This window comes from Sedimenticola selenatireducens DSM 17993 (assembly GCF_000428045.1).
In the GTDB taxonomy this organism is placed as follows: domain Bacteria; phylum Pseudomonadota; class Gammaproteobacteria; order Chromatiales; family Chromatiaceae; genus Sedimenticola; species Sedimenticola selenatireducens.
Window position 1 is genome coordinate 121,701 of the sequence record NZ_ATZE01000001.1, and the last position, 16,773, is coordinate 138,473.

A 16,773-nucleotide genomic window follows, 5' to 3' on the forward strand; every position below is an offset into this window, starting at 1 on the left:
TCGCCAACGCCCAAAGGGAAGAAACAGGTTCTCCTTCGTGTGCTTCGCGTTCTTGGCGGTAACCTGCTTTTCGTCAGCTTGGTAGGATGCGGTTCATTCGGGCTGGCTCCGGTAGAATCGGCAGTGGTTCCGTGACCGTTACTTGTTCGCCTTCGTCGGGGCGTTGGGCGAGGTGGGTATCAATGCCACTTCATCGTCCGCATCGATCCGGGTGAACGGTTCGCTGAACTGTTTGTTCACTGTTACCTGGAAGCTCCCCTCCCGAAACAGATGGGCCTGGTCCGGATTGCGCCGCCGCAACCACTCGATCAGGCTGCTTACATCTGTGACCGATGGGGGAATCTCCACTTGTTCGGCCTCTTTCTGCAACTGCTTCACCAGGTAGGTGAAATAGAGCAATTGGATGTGTCGCGGTCCCTCGGTGCTATCTGAAGCACCCGGTTTATAGCCGGCCTTTCGCAGGCTCTCCTGGTATGCCTGCCAGTTCTGTTCCTGGTTCACCCCGAGTTCGTAGAGGGTGTCCCAGGAGTAGATGCTGCTGTCATGTCCATCGTCAAAGATGAACCGCACTGCATATTGTCCCTGGGGCTCTATGCGGGTGATATTCACCGATTCCTTACCGGTAACCGGATTCCCCAAGGTGCGGACCTCCTTGGCCTTGGCAAATACCCGCAGATATTCGCAGGGCAGCCTGAAGCTGGCGCCGTCGGAAAATTCGATCGCCAGCAGGCGGGATTTGCTGTGCAGGTTGATCGCGGTGGGTGTCCGGGTTGGCTGCTTTTCACTCATGGTACTGCTCGGGTCCGTAAACAGTGGAATTTATTAATGGTGGGTGGAAAGATTCAATTCAATCGTCCATTAACCGACCACATCCAACACACGCCTTCTGAACTTGACGCCACGTGCCTCGGCCAGCTTACGGCACGCCTCGATATCCACCCCTTCAAGGCCGTCGATCGCGGTGGCGGTCACATCGGCGATATATGTTGGCGCCTCCGCGACGAATTCCAGCATCTGCTCAAAAGAGCCGGCCAGCGCCGGCTGACAGTGCCGGTCGTACACCTCGGCATTCTGTGCATTGAGGGAGATGGAGAGGGCGTCGACACAATCCGCCATCTCGGGCAGGACATTGCGCTTGTTGGCCAGATTGGCCAGTCCGTCGGTATTGACCCGGACCCGACCGCCGTGGGCCTTGATGTATTTAGCCACCTCCAGCAGCACCTTCAGGCGCAGGGTCGGTTCACCATAGCCGCAGAACACCACCTCCTTGTAGGCGGCGGGATTATCAATGGCGGCAATAATCTCCTGACTGGAGGGGCGATGATCCAGGGTCAGGTCGTACTCATGCACCTGCAGAACACCCTGGGTCTTGGGGCAGAAGGCGCACTCCAGGGTGCAGCGGTCGGTGATATTCAGGTAGAGACTGTCGCCGATTACATAGCTGAGCTGTTGATTTTCCACGGGCACTCGGGTTGTTGCGAAAAACTGGGATTCTACACTACCCCACGATCGGTAAGAAGGGTGCTTGGCCTGTTAGACTCGCTGTTACCGGAGAGTTCATTGCTGAGTCGCTGCGTCAGGCTTTTGAAGTTGATAAACCCTTGATTATCGAGCGGTATATCATCTGACCTGTCAGCATAGAGAATACCAATCGGACGATTTTTGATAATCAGGGAACTCATGTAAAAGCCCCGGGTATCCAGAGTCGTGCGGAGCTGGTCATTCATCAACGGGAGCAGTTGTTTTCGATTCCTGTCGTGCAGCCAGATATGCTGCGGTTTTTTCAGCAACAGGGTCAGCAGATGCCGCTCTCCCACGGGATGCTGAAACTGTCGCAGTGGTGACGATGACTCCGCTCCGGAGATGAACTTGACCTTGATCGTCTTGCGATCGGGCGTGAGCATGGCGAACATTACCCGTTCAACTCCGGCAGTGGTGCGCAGTTCCCGAAAAATGTGGGACAAACTTGCCTGTAACCGACTGCTGTCGGAAGCGGCAGCTGGGCGCCTGTGTATAGCCGGCTTTTCCGTTGTGGCACGGGTTTCATTCATCCGAGCGGCAGCGTTAACTGCCGGAGCCGGGGGCGTGGATGTCAGAGCCTTTTTGCCAGGCAGTTTCGGCCCCAAGGGCCGGACAGGGCAGGGTTCCAGCAGGGCATAGACCGTCAGTGGAAACGGCAGTCCGCTCAGATTTCTTGCTGCGCCTGCCGTCAGTGCGTGGATGTAGGCATGCCCCCGGTCCGGTTCCAGCCCGTTAAGTGCGGCGGCCAGCTCAATCAGTTCAGCGGTCTGTTCGCTACGCCAGCTGTTTCTGCTCTCCCTGGCCAGTGCCGAGGCCAGCATAACGGCCAGTGAGCGGATCTGGAAGGCGCCGGTCGGTTGTAGCGCCTGGCCAGTCAGCGGCGGCAGATTCCACTGCTCGGCCAACTGCAGACTGAGTTGCTGCAGGGTAAAGCCGAGAATCGCCTCTTCCGCCGTGGCCTGCCGCATGCCCCGTCTGACCAAGGTTTTTACCCGTTCCATCTCGCTGTCGGCATAGGTCCAGAGCAGCATTTCGCCCAGCTCGTGCAGTAGCGCGGCGATGGCCATCTCCTCGGGGTTGCCCAGGCGCAGGTCGTGCCCCCAGTTGTAGGCGTACCAGGCGGCATGGCCGGCCCGGGAATAGCAGTCATAGAGAGACGATCTGGCTTCTCCGGTTAACTGTTTATCCAGGTTTGGTAGCTGCCGGTCGGCCCGGGTGGTGGGTTCGATACCGAGCAGGGCGATGGCATGGGCCAGGTTGGTGACCGGCTCCCTGGGCGGGTAGGGCAGCGCACTGAACTGGCGGAAGATGGCCAGGGTAAAGCCCGGGTCGCGGGCGATGATACGCTGCAGATCGGCATGGGTGGTGTTGGGGCTGTCCAGCAACTGTAGAACGCGTTGACGCGTCAGTGCCATTGCCGGAAGCGCCTTTGAACTCAGTCGCTCGATCCAGCCGCTCAATGCATTGTCCATGGATACTGCTTCCTTGGGTGTCCTTGGTAACACCGGTTCCGCGGCTGTCTCTGATGACTTGTTGGGGTTATCTGTATGTTGCAGACTGTCGGCGCAGCCTGCTGATAAACTGCGGCTGGAACTCCCTGTGTGCAACAAGAAGGAGTGTCGGACTGAAATGAGTAACGCCTGCAGTAAGGATGATTGTAACAGGGTTCTGCTGCTGCATGGAATCTGGATGACCGGTATTGAGATGGGATGGCTAAAGCATCGTTTGACCAGTGCCGGATACCAGGTGGAGCGGTTCAGGTATCCCTCTCTTAGCCGGACACCGGTCGAGAATGCGCAACTGCTGAACCGGTTTATCCGGCAGCGGGGTTATGACTGCCTGCATCTGGTGGCCCACAGTCTGGGGGGGCTGGTGCTGCTCAACCTGTTTGATCTGTTTCCCGACCAGCCTCCCGGCCGGGTGGTCCTGCTGGGATCACCGGTCCACGGCAGCGCGGTCGCCCGGCGCCTGGCGCGACACTCCTGGGGACGACGCATGATCGGACGCGCCGGTGAACGTGGTCTGGTGGAGGGGGCGCCGCCCTGGAACGGGGAGCGGCAGCTTGGAGTGATCGCCGGTACCAGTGGGAGGCTTGGCATTGGCCGACTGCTGGGTGGCATCGAGGGAGAGAGTGACGGTACGGTGATGCTGAAAGAGACGGCCATTCCCGCTGCCGCGGACAGACGTCTGCACGACACCGGGCACATGGGGATGCTGTTTTCCACCGCGGTCGCGGCCGATGTGGCCGGTTTTCTTCGGAATGGCCATTTTCCTCGATAAAAGCAGGTGACTGCCCGGGTGAGCCGCCGCAGAAATCCGCTACATGTTATTTCTGCCCGCCCCGGGTGATGGTAAACTCCCGCCTGACCGAATATTGAGAGGAGTGTTATGGCTGGACACAGTAAATGGGCCAACATCAAGCACAAGAAGGCGGCCAACGACAAGAAACGCGGCAAGATATGGACCAAGCTGCTGCGTGAAGTGACCGTTGCCGCCAAGGCGGGCGGTGGCGAAATCGAGACCAATCCCCGGTTGCGCCTGGCGGTGGACAAGGCGAACGGGGCCAATGTGCCGCGGGACACCATTGATCGGGCAGTCAAGCGCGGCGCCGGTGGCGAAGATACGGACAACTATGACGAATTGCGTTATGAAGGCTATGGCCCCGGCGGGGCGGCGGTCATTGTCGACTGCATGACCGACAACCGCAATCGCACCGCTTCCGAAGTCCGGCACGCCTTCACCAAGCACGGCGGTAATCTTGGTACCGACGGCTCGGTGGCCTACATGTTCAACAAGCAGGGCATTATCAGTTTTGCCCCCGGCGCCGATGAAGATGCCATCATGGAGGCGGCGCTAGAAGCCGGTGCCGAGGACGTGGTGACCAATGATGACGGCTCCATCGATATCATGACCACCCCGGAAGCCTTCTCTGATGTGAACGATGCGATTGTGGCGAGTGGGTTGAATCCAGACAACGCCGAGGTGACCTTCAGTGCCTCCACCATGGCCGAGCTGGACCCGGAATCGGCCGAAACGCTGATGAAGATGATCGATCATCTGGAAGATCTGGATGATGTACAGGATGTCTATACCAATGCCGATATCTCGGAAGAGATAATGGCCTCCATGGAGTAATGGAACCTCCTTCGGGGGGCCGCAACAGCGGCCCCCCGAATCTGACCAGCGGAAGCAAATATCAAACTCACAAATCACAATGCCAAACAGAACGGGGCTTTGGGTCTCAAGCGCCGCATCCTGGGTATTGACCCCGGTTCCCGCATAACCGGCTACGGCATCATCGAGAGTGATGGCATCAAAAGCGCCCATGTGGCCAGTGGCTGCATACGTATCGCCAATGAAGAGTTTCCACAACGGTTGGGCGAAATCTATCGACAGTTGACCGAGCTGGTAGCTACCTATCAGCCGGCGGAGATGGCCATCGAGCAGGTCTTCATGGCCAAGAATGCCGCTTCGGCACTCAAGCTCGGACAGGCACGGGGCGCTGCCATCTGCGCCTGTGTTGTGGCCGGGTTGCCAGTATTTGAATATGCGCCCCGGGCAATCAAACAGGCGGTGGTGGGTTCCGGTGGTGCGGACAAGGATCAGGTGCAACACATGATTAAACACATCCTGCAACTGGATGCGCCGCTGACGGCGGATCAGTCAGATGCCCTGGCGGTGGCTATCAGCCACGCCCATGCCAATAGCACCCTCGCGCTGATCGGCCGCTCCAAGCGGGGAGGCTGGCGATGATCGGCCGGCTGCGTGGCGCGCTGGTCTACAAGCAGCCACCGTTTCTGATGGTGGATGTGGGTGGCGTCGGCTATGAGCTGGAAGCTCCCATGTCCACCTTTTACGATCTGCCCCTGCAGGGCGAACAGGTGACACTGTTTACCCATCTGGCGATTCGTGATGATGCCCATGTGTTGTATGGATTTTTCACCGAATCGGAGCGCGCGCTGTTTCGCGCCCTGCTGAAGGTGAGCGGGGTCGGGGCCAAGATGGCGCTGGCCATCCTCTCCGGCATGAGCGCCGACGAGTTCGCCCTCTGTGTCCAACGCGACGATACGGCGGCGCTGGTCAGACTGCCGGGTATCGGCAAGAAAACGGCGGAAAGGCTGATTATCGAGATGCGTGACCGTCTGGACCGGATCGAATTGTCCGGTTCGGTAACACTGCCGAAGACGCGTCCGGCCGGCGGTGCGGTTGAGACCCCGATGTCGGATGCCATCGGCGCGCTGATCGCCCTGGGTTACAAGCCCAACGACGCCAGCCGTATGGTACGCTCAGTGGAGTGTGAGGATCTCTCCAGCGAAGAGATTATCCGACTGGCCCTGCGAGCGGTGGTGACAAAATAGCCATGAATGAGAATGCACGGATTATCAGCGCAGAGGCGGGTGCCGATGATGCCGCCCTGGATCGCGCCATCCGCCCCCGGTTGCTGGCGGATTATGTCGGCCAGCCGGTGGTGCGGGAACAGATGGAGATTTTCATCGAGGCCGCCAAGGCGCGTGCGGAAGCGCTGGATCATGTACTGATCTTTGGTCCACCCGGATTGGGGAAAACCACCCTGGCCCACATCATCGCCAATGAGATGGGGGTCAACCTGCGCCAGACTTCCGGGCCGGTGCTGGAGAAGCCGGGAGACCTGGCAGCCCTGCTGACCAATCTGGAACCGCACGATGTGCTGTTTGTTGACGAGATTCATCGTCTCAGTCCGGTGGTTGAGGAAGTGCTCTATCCGGCCCTGGAAGATTACCAGCTGGATATCATGATCGGGGAAGGGCCGGCCGCCCGCTCGATCAAACTGGAGCTGCCGCCCTTCACACTGGTCGGTGCCACGACCCGTGCCGGTCTGCTCACCTCGCCTTTGCGCGACCGTTTCGGTATTGTGCAGCGGCTGGAGTTCTACTCCAATGCCGATCTGACCCATATCGTGGGCCGCTCTGCGGGGATACTTAATATCGAAACCGATGCCGCCGGTGCCGCCGAAATTGCCCGGCGCTCCCGGGGTACGCCGCGCATCGCCAACCGGCTGCTGCGCAGGGTGCGGGATTTTGCCCAGGTTAAGGCAGAGGGCCGGGTGACCAGTGATGTGGCCGACAGTGCATTGAGCATGCTGAAGGTGGACGGCAACGGCTTTGATATCATGGATCGCAAGCTGCTGAGCGCAATCATCAGTAAATTCGACGGTGGCCCGGTCGGGGTGGACAGTCTGGCGGCGGCCATTGGCGAGGAGCGTGGCACTATCGAGGATGTGCTGGAACCCTATTTGATCCAGCAGGGCTTCATGATGCGTACACCGCGGGGTCGGGTGGCCACCAATGCCGCCTATCTCCATTTCGGGCTGAACCCGAAGAGCGATCTCCCGGAATCGGGCGAATCGGGTGCACTGTTCTGAAACCGGTGGGCCGGCTGATGTGCGTTGAAGCGCTGGCGGATGCGGATTTTTGAATTGTGACGGGCTTTTGAATTGTGACAGGCATGAAGGAATTTCTATGGCCGGTTAGGGTCTACTACGAAGACACGGATTCCGGTGGTGTGGTCTACTATGCCAACTACCTGAAATTCATGGAGCGGGCACGTACCGAATGGCTGCGCAGTCTGGGGTTTGAGCAGGATGAACTTCGGGAAAAAGAGGGAGTCCTGTTTGCGGTGCGTAAGGTCGGGGTCGAATTCAGATCACCCGCCCGTTTTAATGATGCGTTACAAGTGAGTGTGCAACTTATTTCCAGGGGAAAAGCGAGTTTGGTGTTCCGGCAGGAAATCCGATCGGCAGCCGACGGCAGGTTGTTGTGCGACGGCGAGGTCAAGATTGCCTGCATTGACGCGGCCAGCTTTCGTCCTGCCCCTATCCCCCATGCCCTTTTATCGGTGGTTTCAGAATAATGTCAACTGATCTCTCATTTATCGCCCTGGTAGCGGGGGCCAGTCCGCTGGTGCAGCTGGTGATGGCGGCGTTGATGCTGGCCTCGGTCATCTCCTGGACCATGATTTTTGACCGGGCCAGGGTGCTGAAGCGGGCGCGCCGCGCCGCCGAGGCATTTGAACGGCGCTTCTGGTCGGGAGGGGATCTGGGTGAACTTTTTCGTGAGCTGGACCGGGAAGATGGCCAGGCCACGGGCATGGCGACGATTTTCCATGCCGGTTTTCGGGAGTTCGCCCGATTGAAAAAAAATCCCGACATCGAGCCGATGGCGGTGGTCGAAGGCGCACGCCGTACCATGCATGTGGCGATGAACCGGGAGATGGACGGCCTGGAGAATAATCTCTCCTTTCTGGCAACGGTCGGTTCCACCAGCCCCTATGTCGGCCTGTTCGGCACTGTCTGGGGCATCATGAACTCTTTTCACGCCCTCGGTAATGTGAAACAGGCGACCCTCTCCCTGGTGGCGCCGGGTATTGCCGAGGCGCTGATTGCCACCGCCATGGGTCTGTTTGCCGCTATCCCGGCGGTGGTTGCCTACAACCGTTACTCCAACGATGTGGAGCGGCTGAACGGACGTTACGAGGATTTTCTCGATGAGTTCACCACCATTCTGCAGCGTCAGGCCCATGTCTGACAGCAGTCACGGAATGGGGGGCAGGCAATGAGCCGGCAGAAAAAGAGTCGCCGTCCCATGGCGGAGATCAATGTGGTGCCCTACATTGATGTGATGCTGGTGCTGCTGGTGATCTTCATGATCACGGCTCCCCTGCTGACCCAGGGCGTCAAGGTGGACCTGCCCCAGGCGGATTCGGAGCCGTTGCCGACCGAGGCGGATGATCCGGTGGTGGTATCGGTAAACAGTCAGGGCGAGATGTTCATCGACGTGGGTGAAGGAAAGGATCAACCGGTGGATGCGGATACCCTGATCACCCGGATTGCTGCTGTCATCGCCTACAAGCCGAAAACCCCGATCATGGTCAAGGGCGACCGCAATGTGGATTATGGCCGGGTGGTGGAGGCCATGGTGCTGATACAACGGGCCGGCGTGCCCAATGTCGGCCTGATCACCGAGACACCGGAGCGTTAGTACAGCGATGCTGCAGATTCTCAAGCGCAATCCGCTGGCGGCCGTTATCGCGGTTTTATTGCATCTGGTGATACTTCTGTTCCTGGTGGTGGGGGTCGACTGGCTGGAGAAGCCGAAACAGCCCAGTTCCAGCGTCGAGGTGGTGCAGGCGCGGATCATCGATGAAACCAAGGTGCGTGAGCAGGTAAAGCGACTGGAGCAGGATGAGGCGCGCCAAGCCGAGGAAAAACGCGTCGCCCGGGAAAAGGAAGAGCAACGGTTGGCCGAGTTGAAGCGCAGGCAGGTGGAGGAACAGCAACGTCTGGCTGAACTGGAGCAGCAACGGCAGGTCGAAAACCGCAAGCGCGAGGAGGCCAGGCAGCAGCGCCTGGAAGAGGAGTCGCGTCGTCAGCAGGCGGAACAGCAGCGCAAGGAGGCCGAGCAGAAGCAGCAGGCCGCCGAGGCCAAGCGGCAGGCGGAACAGCAGGCGCGCAAGGAGGCGGAAGCCAAACGGGTAGCCGAGGAGAAAAAACGCCAGGAGGCGGAGGCAAAAAAAGCGGCGGAAGAGAAGCAACGCCAGGCGGAAGAGGCCAAGCGCAAGGCGGAAGAGGCCAAGCGCAAGGCGGAGGCGGAGAAAAAACGCAAGGCGGAAGAGGCCCGGCTCAAGGCTGAGGCGGAGAAGAAGCGTAAGGCTGAGGAGGCCCGTCAGCAGGCGGAGGCGGCGCAGAAGGCGCGGGAGGCGGAGTTGCTGGCGGCCATGGAGGCGGAGCACAATGCGCGTGAAATGGACCGCTATATCATCCAGATATCGCAGAAAGTCATTCGTACCTGGCTGCGTCCAGCTGGCATCAGCGATGGTCTGAAGTGTACCCTGCGAGTCAGACTGGCGCCTGGCGGCAGCGTGCTGGCGGTCAGCGTGATTCGCAGCAGTGGCAATGGCGCCTTTGACCGTTCCGCCGAGGCGGCGGTGCTCAAGGCGGACCCACTACCGGTGCCGACCGGAACGCTGTTCGAACGGTTCCGGGACATTAATTTTGAATTTGATCCAAACAAGAAATGACAATTATGAAACGATTTTTAAGTCTGATCCTGTTGCTGTGCTGGGTTGCCAATGCCGGCGCGGCGTCCCTTACCATCGAGATCACCGAGGGCGCCGAAGGGGCGCTCCCCATCGCCGTGGTGCCTTTCGGCTGGGCCGGTTCCAGTCCGGGTGCCGTCGATGTGGGCAGCGAGATTGCGGAGATTGTGCGCAGTGACCTGCAGCGCAGTGGCCGATTTGCCGCCTTGCCGGTGAAGGATATGCTGGCCCGTCCCCAGTCCGATGCCGATGTGGAGTTCCGCGACTGGAAGGTGCTCGGCATGGATAACCTGGTGGTGGGGCAGGTGCGACCCAACGGCCAGGGTGGCTATCTGGTGCGCTTCCAACTGTTTGACGTGTTCAAGGGTGAGCAACTGATCGGCTACAATTTCCCGACCACCAGCCGGGACCTGCGCTCAACCGCGCACAAGATCGCCGATATCATCTACGAAAAGCTCACCGGGCAACCGGGCGCCTTCGATACGCGCATCGCCTATGTGGTCTCCAGCAGCAAGGCGGACGGTTCCCAGGAGGTATCACTCAAGGTGGCGGATGCGGATGGCTTTGATCCCCAGACCATTGTCACCTCATCCGAGCCGCTGATGTCTCCCGCCTGGGCGCCGGATGGCCGGCGGCTCGCCTATGTCTCGTTTGAGCAGAAAAAGGCCTCTATTTACATCCAGGAAGTGTTTACCGGTAAACGCCAGAAAGTGGCCTCGTTCAAGGGAATCAATGGTGCACCGGCCTGGGCGCCGGATGGTCGGAAACTGGCGCTGACGCTTTCCCGGGACGGTAATCCCGAAATCTATGTGCTGAACATCAATACCAATGCCCTGACCCGGCTGACCAACCACTATGCCATTGATACGGAGCCGGCCTGGTCGCCGGATGGGCGCTATATTATTTTTACCTCGGACCGGGGAGGCAAGCCGCAGATCTATCGGGTCCCTGCCTTCGGCGGCAAGGTCAGCCGGGTCACCTTTGAAGGAAGCTATAATGCCCGTGCCTCTTACGCCCCGGATGGCGAATCGCTGACTCTGGTAACCCGCCAGGGAGGGGATTTCCGCGTGGCGGTGGTGAACCTGGCTAACAATGCCCTGCAGGTGCTGAGCGACGGGCGACTGGATGAATCTCCCAGTTTTGCCCCCAACGGCAGCATGATAATTTACGCCACCAAGATTAACGGCAAGGGTGAACTTGCGGCGGTCTCGGTGGATGGCCGCATTCGGCAACGACTCGCCCTCCAGGATGGGGATGTTCGTGAGCCGGTCTGGTCCCCTTACACAAAAACCAACAGGAGAAACCCATGAAACTGAGTGCGCTCAAGATTGCCCCGATCCTTGCCTTGTCACTGTTGCTGGGCGGTTGCGCCGGCATGCCCGGGATGTCAGGTGGCGACGAGACCAAGGACGGTGCTCCGGTCACAGAGGGGGGGCAGGATGGCATGGCCAATGGCGCCCAGACCTCCGGTGCCATGGAAGGAGGCGCCTGGAGTGGCAGCCCGCTGGAAAATCCCGACAGCCTGCTTTACACCAAGACCATCTATTTTGATTACGATATCGACGAGGTGCGTGCCGACTACCGTGATGTGGTGACTGCTCATGGAGACTATCTGGCAGCCAATCCGTCAATTACCGTCACTGTTGAAGGTCATGCCGACGAGCGTGGTTCCCGGGAATACAATATTGCCCTGGGCGAGCGGCGTGCCAATAGCATCAAGCGGTTGCTGATGGCGCAGGGTGCGGCGGAAAGCCAGATTATCACCATCAGTTATGGTGAGGAGCGCCCGGCTACCATGGGTTCTGGTGAAACTTCCTGGGAACTCAATCGGCGTGCCGAGTTTGTTTATTGATTGCTGAGTGCCCCGCCTGTCCAGGAGGCTGGTCTAGGCGCTTGTGCAGGAGAACGGGTAGGATGGGCAAAGCTAGCGTGCCCATCCTACTATTGAAACCGCGCTGCACTGGGCAGTGCAGCGGGGCTTGTGGGAGAAACCAAGGTGACAAAAAAACAGATCGGCCTGTTGATTGGGCTGCTGCTGATCATTCCATTCCAGTCGATACAGGCACAGCAGCGGGCGGAGAAGCTGACCCCCGAGCAGATACAGTCGCGCCAGATAGAGCTGCTGGAACGTAAGCTGGCGGCCATGTCTGATCTGGTGCTGCGGGTGGATGCCCTGCAGCGTGAGGTGCAGCAACTGCGTGGCGAGATCGAGGTGCAGAATCATGCCATGGATGCGCTCAAGAAACGTCAGCGGGATCTCTATCTCGATGTGGATCAGCGAATCAACCAGCTGTCCCACGGCAGCGCTCCGATGACCGGAATGGCCCCGCCGGCTCAGATACCGGGAACCGAACCACCGGTATTGGCCGAGACGCCGTCCCCCGCACCGGTCACCGATGCCGCAGCGGAAAGTGCGACGGCACCGACTCCAGCCGATAGCTCCGCCAACGCAGGTGAAGGGGCCGCCCCGCAACCCGCGCTGGCCGCGCCGATCGACACGGTTGCGGAAGAGCGCGATTACAAGCAGGCGTTCAATCTGCTGATGCAGCGTCGCTATGGCGAGGCCCGCACCGCATTCCAGGCGTTTCTCGCCCGTTACGGAACCGGCAGCTATGCCGATAACGCCCAGTATTGGCTGGCCGAATCGAGCTATGTGACCCGGGACTTCGATGTGGCGCTGGAGGCGTTTCAGAAGGTGATCAACGAGTATCCCAACAGCAGCAAGGTGCCGGATGCCCTGTTGAAGAGCAGCTTTATCCACTATGAGAAACAGCAGTGGAGCGAGGCGCGTGAAATCCTGCAGCGCCTGGTGACTCTCCATCCCAACTCCACCGCAAGTCGTCTGGCCACACAGCGTCTCGACCGCATGCAGTCGGAAGGACACTAGCCCGGCGGGTGAACTATCCGGGTTGAGCGGTTTATACTGATCTTATTACGACTGGCGGACTGCTTTGCATGGCGCAACTGCGCATTACCGAGATTTTCTATTCCCTGCAGGGTGAATCAAACAGCGTGGGTCTCCCCACGGTGTTCGTGCGCCTGACCGGCTGTCCCCTGCGCTGCGGTTACTGTGATACCACTTACGCCTTCAAGGGCGGGGAGTGGCTGGAACTGGATACCGTGATGGAGCAGGTAGCAGCCTATGCACCCCAGTACGTTTGTGTGACCGGTGGCGAGCCGCTGGCCCAGGAGGCGTGCCTGGAACTGCTGGTCGCCCTTTGCAATGCCGGCTACCGGGTCTCGCTGGAGACCAGCGGCGCGCTGGATATCTCCCGGGTCGATCCCCGGGTGGTAAATGTCATGGACCTCAAGACTCCCGGTTCCGGGGAAGAGGAAAAGAACCTGTTCAGTAATATCGACCGATTAAAGCCGGAGGATCAGGTCAAATTTGTCATCTGTGACGCGGCCGATTATGACTGGGCCCGGGAACAGCTGCGGGCCTGGGACCTCGGCAATCGCTGCCAGGTGCTGTTCTCACCGGCGCTTGGCTTGCAGAATGCCACGGAGCTGGCGGAGTGGATCCTGCGTGACCGGCTGAATGTGCGGTTCCAGATCCAACTGCACAAATATCTCTGGGGCGATGTCGCCGGCAAATGACCCCTTGTCCGATGAATGAACTGATGTGATGAAAAAAGCGGTAATCCTACTCTCCGGTGGCCTCGATTCGGCCACCTCCCTGGCTATGGCTCGCGAGCAGGGCTATGCCTGTTATGCCCTGAGTTTCGCCTATGGCCAGCGACATGCCGTGGAACTGGAGGCGGCCGGGCGTGTGGCCGACGCCCTGGGCGTGGTCGAGCACAAGGTGATCCCGATCGCCCTGGACGCCTTCGGCGGCTCGGCCCTGACCGACAATGCTATTGCGGTGCCGGAAGCGGAGGGTGGCGACGGTATTCCGGTTACCTATGTGCCAGCTCGGAATACGGTATTTCTATCCCTGGCCCTGGGATGGGCCGAGGTGCTGGGAGCCCGGGATCTGTTTCTGGGGGTCAACGCAGTAGACTACTCCGGGTATCCTGATTGCCGTCCCGAGTATATCGAGGCGTTCGAGCGGCTCGCCAATCTGGCCACCAAGGCCGGGGTGGAAGGAGAGCGATTCCGGATTCATGCCCCACTCATTGATATGACCAAGGCACAGATTATCCAGACCGGTGTTCGACTGGGTGTGAATTATGCCCTTACCGTCTCTTGTTATCAGGCGGATGCCTCGGGTGTCGCCTGTGGACGCTGTGATTCCTGCCGGCTGCGCGCCCAGGGATTTCGCGAGGCCGGCGTGCCTGATCCCACCCCTTACCAGCAAAAATAGCAATATTGCTATAAACCCCAGTAGATCATCTTTCGCTTATCGGCTAATCTTGCCCCTCCGGCCGTCACCGGTCTGCATAAAACGACAGGCATCCCAAGATGCCGGCACAGAGGTTGAGGAGGTACAGCATGACGTTTGAGTCTTTTTTCCAGGCCCAATCTTTTCTTTTGTGGGCAACATTTATTATTGCCCTGGTGATGGGTGCGGTGGTCAACAAGACCAATTTCTGTACCATGGGTGCGGTTTCCGACGCGGTGAACATGGGCGACATGGGTCGCATGCGCGCCTGGTTCCTGGCGATTGCCGTGGCCATGCTCGGTGTTACCGTGCTCGAATTCATGGGCCTGCTCAACCCGGGGGACTCTTTCCCTCCCTATCGCGCCAATCAGCTGATCTGGGCCGAGAATATTCTCGGTGGGCTGATATTCGGTGTCGGCATGACCCTGGCGTCTGGCTGCGGTAACAAGACCCTGATCCGTATCGGCGGCGGTAATCTGAAATCGATCGTGGTATTGCTGATTATTGGCGTCATCGCCTTCTACATGGTCAATCCCTTTCCGGGATCGGATCAGACCCTGATGTCGGTACTGTTCTATGACTGGATTCGTCCTTTAGCACTGACCCTCACCACACCCCAGGATCTGGGCTCGGTGGCGATGGGCAAGGATGCCGCGGGTGGTCGCATGGTAATCGGCCTGGTACTGGGTCTGCTGCTACTGGTGTTCGTCTTCAAGTCAGCCGATTTTCGCAGCAGTTTCGACAATATCCTCGGCGGACTGGTCGTGGGACTGGCGGTGCTGGCGGCCTGGTATGTCAGCGCTAACGTCGCTGTTGACCTGGATGGTGAAATGCATTCGCTCAGCGGCTATGTCAAACAGTGGGATTTCCTGGCCGACTCCGCCGCCGGTAAACCGGCCGACAGTCGCCCGCTGAGTACCCAGTCCTTCACCTTCATTAATCCCATGGGGCAGACCCTGGGTTATGCCGCTGCTGGTTTTAAGTCCACGCTGCTGACGTTCGGTGTCATGGCGTTGTTTGGTGTAATCGCCGGTTCACTGCTCTGGTCGCTGATCAGTCGCAGCTTTCGTATCGAGTGGTTTGTTAACTTCAAGGATTTCATTACACATGTAATCGGCGCGATCCTGATGGGATTTGGCGGTGTACTGGCGATGGGCTGCACCATCGGTCAGGGAATTACCGGTACATCCACCCTGGCGATTGGCTCATTCCTTGCGCTGGGCGCCATCATTCTGGGTAGTGCCCTTACCATGAAGGTGCAGTATTACAAACTGGTTTACGAGGATGAGGCGAGCTTCTCCAAGGCGCTGCTAACAGGCTTGGTGGACCTTAAACTGCTCCCGGAGCGCCTGCGCAAGCTGGAAGCCGTCTGAACCGGGCATTACCCGTTGACTGGCTCAATGGGTAATGTATAATCCCGCGCTTCTTGGGCCGTTAGCTCAGTCGGTAGAGCAGTGGATTTTTAATCCATTGGTCGGGCGTTCGAGTCGCCCACGGCCCACCATTTAAATCATAGACTTACAGTGATTTTGCTCTATAAGTCTTTTCCCTTTGCGGGATTTTTGCGGGAGCTACGCAAGATTTAGCCGCCGCAAAACTACCAATTCCGGCTTTCCTTCGCCACGATTGCAAATGCTTTCTGCAGCTTCGATGAGCTTTGTAAGCTCCGCTGCAGAGTAGTGCGTTGTGATCCTTCCCGAGCGATGACCCAGTAGATCTTGCCGGTCTTCAAAGCCTATACCTGCTGCCCTTAAACGGCGCCCAAAGGTGTGCTTAAGGTCATGGACTCGCACTTGAGGCAACCCGGCACGCTCCCTGGCTCGTTTCCAAGCACTGGTTAGCATGTTCTTTAACGGTTTTCCTTTGTAGTGAAAGACATGAGTGGGATGTGCGCCTCGCTGTGCTTCCACTACTGAAAAGGAAATCCGATTGAGGATTACCAGTCGTTCGTCACCGTTTTTCACCATTTGGCCAGGAACCAGGAAAATTGAGCTACTAAGCTGTGGTAACTTCATTTCCCAATCCCATCTTAGATTGCAGACTTCGGCATCTCTGCAGCCCGTGTTTACAGTGAACAAAGCCATCTGAGCTAAGTGGTCCGGTAGTTCCTTAAACAAGGCTGTCTGCTCTTCCCAGTTAAGCGGGTAGGGCTGCCGTTGATTGATGTCAGGCAACAGCTTTATTTTCGGAGCTGCTTGTAACCAGGTCATTCCATATTCATCCATCCACTCAGAAGCTGCGAGGTTCAGTATGCGTCGGACAACCTTTAAACCGTGGTTAATGGTGCCGACCGCAACACCTTCTTTCCTGCGATGTTCAATCCAAGGCTGTAGAACGCCTATATGGAGTCTGCTGAGCAGTGTGTCGCCAATCCATGGAATCAATTGCTTCAAACGGATGATGTCTTCACGAATGCTCCGTTTATGCTGGTTTTCCAGTACGAATTTTGCTGCAGCCTGCTCAAAAGAACGATTGGGTCTTACACCATAGATGGTCGCTTGTCTGGACTCCTCTATCAGTCGAGCGAGGAATCTTTCTGCCTCTTCGAGCTCAGTTGTTCTAGTGCTCTGGCAAATACGCCGTCCGTTGATTTGCTTGTCGACATGCCAGACACCGGACCTTTTGATGAGTCCCGGATTCTTTTTACGTCCCATAATTGGTCTCCTTTTGGTTGACCGGGACGCCCGTTGCGGGATTTATATTGATCCACCCAGGCGTCCAGATCAAGTCGGTCGAACGCTACCCCCTGTTTTCCGATCGGGATTTTGGTCAGAAAGGGACGCACTTCCGCATTGAAGCGGTTTCTGTCCATCCCGAGATAGCGGGGGGCATCCCGCAGCCGAATCAGCCTCGGGATA

The 16,773-nt window shown here is 58.4% G+C and carries 19 protein-coding genes, 1 tRNA gene and 1 pseudogene; 16 read left to right on the forward strand and 5 right to left on the reverse strand.

The window, feature by feature from the left end; translation table 11 throughout:
* Window positions 1–138: 138 nt before the first annotated feature.
* From A3GO_RS26740 to A3GO_RS0100620, 4 genes and pseudogenes are all read right to left on the reverse strand, one after another.
* A complete protein-coding gene (locus A3GO_RS26740) occupies window positions 139–399 on the reverse strand; it encodes a MoaD/ThiS family protein (protein ID WP_321529385.1) in 261 nt (86 codons plus the stop codon).
* Window positions 400–441: 42 nt separating this feature from the next.
* A pseudogene (locus A3GO_RS26745) lies at window positions 442–789 on the reverse strand (gamma-butyrobetaine hydroxylase family protein); the annotation flags it as partial.
* A 69-nt stretch (window positions 790–858) separates the two neighbouring features.
* On the reverse strand, window positions 859–1,461 hold the full coding sequence (locus A3GO_RS0100615) for a TatD family nuclease-associated radical SAM protein (protein ID WP_029131755.1): 603 nt from the start codon (window positions 1,459–1,461) through the stop codon (window positions 859–861).
* Window positions 1,462–1,493: 32 nt separating this feature from the next.
* Window positions 1,494–2,993 (reverse strand): HDOD domain-containing protein, encoded by a 1,500-nt coding sequence (locus tag A3GO_RS0100620; protein ID WP_029131756.1) that lies wholly within the window; start codon window positions 2,991–2,993, stop codon window positions 1,494–1,496.
* Between the two features lie 157 nt (window positions 2,994–3,150).
* Between A3GO_RS0100620 and A3GO_RS0100625 the strand changes: the two genes are divergently transcribed.
* The 16 genes from A3GO_RS0100625 to A3GO_RS0100700 all read left to right on the forward strand — a co-directional run bounded on the left by A3GO_RS0100625 (window position 3,151) and on the right by A3GO_RS0100700 (window position 15,419).
* A complete protein-coding gene (locus A3GO_RS0100625; RefSeq protein WP_051301683.1) occupies window positions 3,151–3,801 on the forward strand; it encodes an alpha/beta fold hydrolase in 651 nt (216 codons plus the stop codon).
* 108 nt (window positions 3,802–3,909) lie between these two features.
* Window positions 3,910–4,656 (forward strand): YebC/PmpR family DNA-binding transcriptional regulator, encoded by a 747-nt coding sequence (locus tag A3GO_RS0100630; protein WP_029131758.1) that lies wholly within the window; start codon window positions 3,910–3,912, stop codon window positions 4,654–4,656.
* Between the two features lie 99 nt (window positions 4,657–4,755).
* Entirely contained in the window at window positions 4,756–5,274 is a 519-nt protein-coding gene (ruvC, locus tag A3GO_RS0100635) for a crossover junction endodeoxyribonuclease RuvC (RefSeq protein WP_029131759.1), read from the forward strand.
* On the forward strand, window positions 5,271–5,879 hold the full coding sequence (gene ruvA, locus A3GO_RS0100640; protein WP_029131760.1) for a Holliday junction branch migration protein RuvA: 609 nt from the start codon (window positions 5,271–5,273) through the stop codon (window positions 5,877–5,879). Before ruvC ends, ruvA begins: the two co-directional genes overlap by 4 nt.
* Window positions 5,880–5,881: 2 nt before the next feature.
* Entirely contained in the window at window positions 5,882–6,922 is a 1,041-nt protein-coding gene (gene ruvB, locus A3GO_RS0100645) for a Holliday junction branch migration DNA helicase RuvB (RefSeq protein ID WP_029131761.1), read from the forward strand.
* 83 nt (window positions 6,923–7,005) lie between these two features.
* Entirely contained in the window at window positions 7,006–7,410 is a 405-nt protein-coding gene (gene ybgC / locus A3GO_RS0100650; protein WP_029131762.1) for a tol-pal system-associated acyl-CoA thioesterase, read from the forward strand.
* A complete protein-coding gene (gene tolQ, locus A3GO_RS0100655) occupies window positions 7,410–8,084 on the forward strand; it encodes a protein TolQ (RefSeq protein WP_029131763.1) in 675 nt (224 codons plus the stop codon). The genes ybgC and tolQ overlap by 1 nt, the downstream gene beginning before the upstream one ends.
* A gap of 27 nt (window positions 8,085–8,111) precedes the next feature.
* Window positions 8,112–8,537 (forward strand): protein TolR, encoded by a 426-nt coding sequence (tolR, locus tag A3GO_RS0100660; protein WP_029131764.1) that lies wholly within the window; start codon window positions 8,112–8,114, stop codon window positions 8,535–8,537.
* A 7-nt stretch (window positions 8,538–8,544) separates the two neighbouring features.
* Window positions 8,545–9,576 carry a cell envelope integrity protein TolA gene (gene tolA, locus A3GO_RS21875; protein ID WP_037374361.1) on the forward strand — a complete coding sequence of 344 codons (1,032 nt, stop codon included), beginning with the start codon at window positions 8,545–8,547 and terminating at the stop codon, window positions 9,574–9,576.
* 5 nt (window positions 9,577–9,581) lie between these two features.
* Window positions 9,582–10,904, forward strand: a complete 1,323-nt coding sequence (gene tolB, locus A3GO_RS0100670) for a Tol-Pal system beta propeller repeat protein TolB (RefSeq protein WP_029131765.1) — start codon at window positions 9,582–9,584, stop codon at window positions 10,902–10,904.
* Window positions 10,901–11,446 carry a peptidoglycan-associated lipoprotein Pal gene (gene pal, locus A3GO_RS0100675; RefSeq protein WP_029131766.1) on the forward strand — a complete coding sequence of 182 codons (546 nt, stop codon included), beginning with the start codon at window positions 10,901–10,903 and terminating at the stop codon, window positions 11,444–11,446. Before tolB ends, pal begins: the two co-directional genes overlap by 4 nt.
* A gap of 144 nt (window positions 11,447–11,590) precedes the next feature.
* Window positions 11,591–12,481, forward strand: coding sequence for a tol-pal system protein YbgF (gene ybgF / locus A3GO_RS21880; protein WP_157606650.1), 891 nt, complete (start codon window positions 11,591–11,593; stop codon window positions 12,479–12,481).
* A 68-nt stretch (window positions 12,482–12,549) separates the two neighbouring features.
* The gene (queE, locus tag A3GO_RS0100685) at window positions 12,550–13,191 is read left to right on the forward strand and encodes a 7-carboxy-7-deazaguanine synthase QueE (protein ID WP_029131767.1); all 642 of its coding nucleotides are present in this window, start codon (window positions 12,550–12,552) and stop codon (window positions 13,189–13,191) included.
* A 28-nt stretch (window positions 13,192–13,219) separates the two neighbouring features.
* Window positions 13,220–13,897 (forward strand): 7-cyano-7-deazaguanine synthase QueC, encoded by a 678-nt coding sequence (gene queC, locus A3GO_RS0100690; RefSeq protein WP_029131768.1) that lies wholly within the window; start codon window positions 13,220–13,222, stop codon window positions 13,895–13,897.
* 128 nt (window positions 13,898–14,025) lie between these two features.
* Window positions 14,026–15,288: a YeeE/YedE family protein gene (locus tag A3GO_RS0100695; RefSeq protein ID WP_029131769.1), complete on the forward strand. Its 1,263-nt coding sequence runs from the start codon at window positions 14,026–14,028 to the stop codon at window positions 15,286–15,288.
* Between the two features lie 55 nt (window positions 15,289–15,343).
* Window positions 15,344–15,419: transfer RNA gene (locus A3GO_RS0100700), tRNA-Lys, on the forward strand.
* 67 nt (window positions 15,420–15,486) lie between these two features.
* Here A3GO_RS0100700 and A3GO_RS21885 read toward each other — a convergent pair.
* Entirely contained in the window at window positions 15,487–16,569 is a 1,083-nt protein-coding gene (locus A3GO_RS21885) for a tyrosine-type recombinase/integrase (protein ID WP_051301685.1), read from the reverse strand.
* Between the last annotated feature and the right edge of the window lie 204 nt (window positions 16,570–16,773).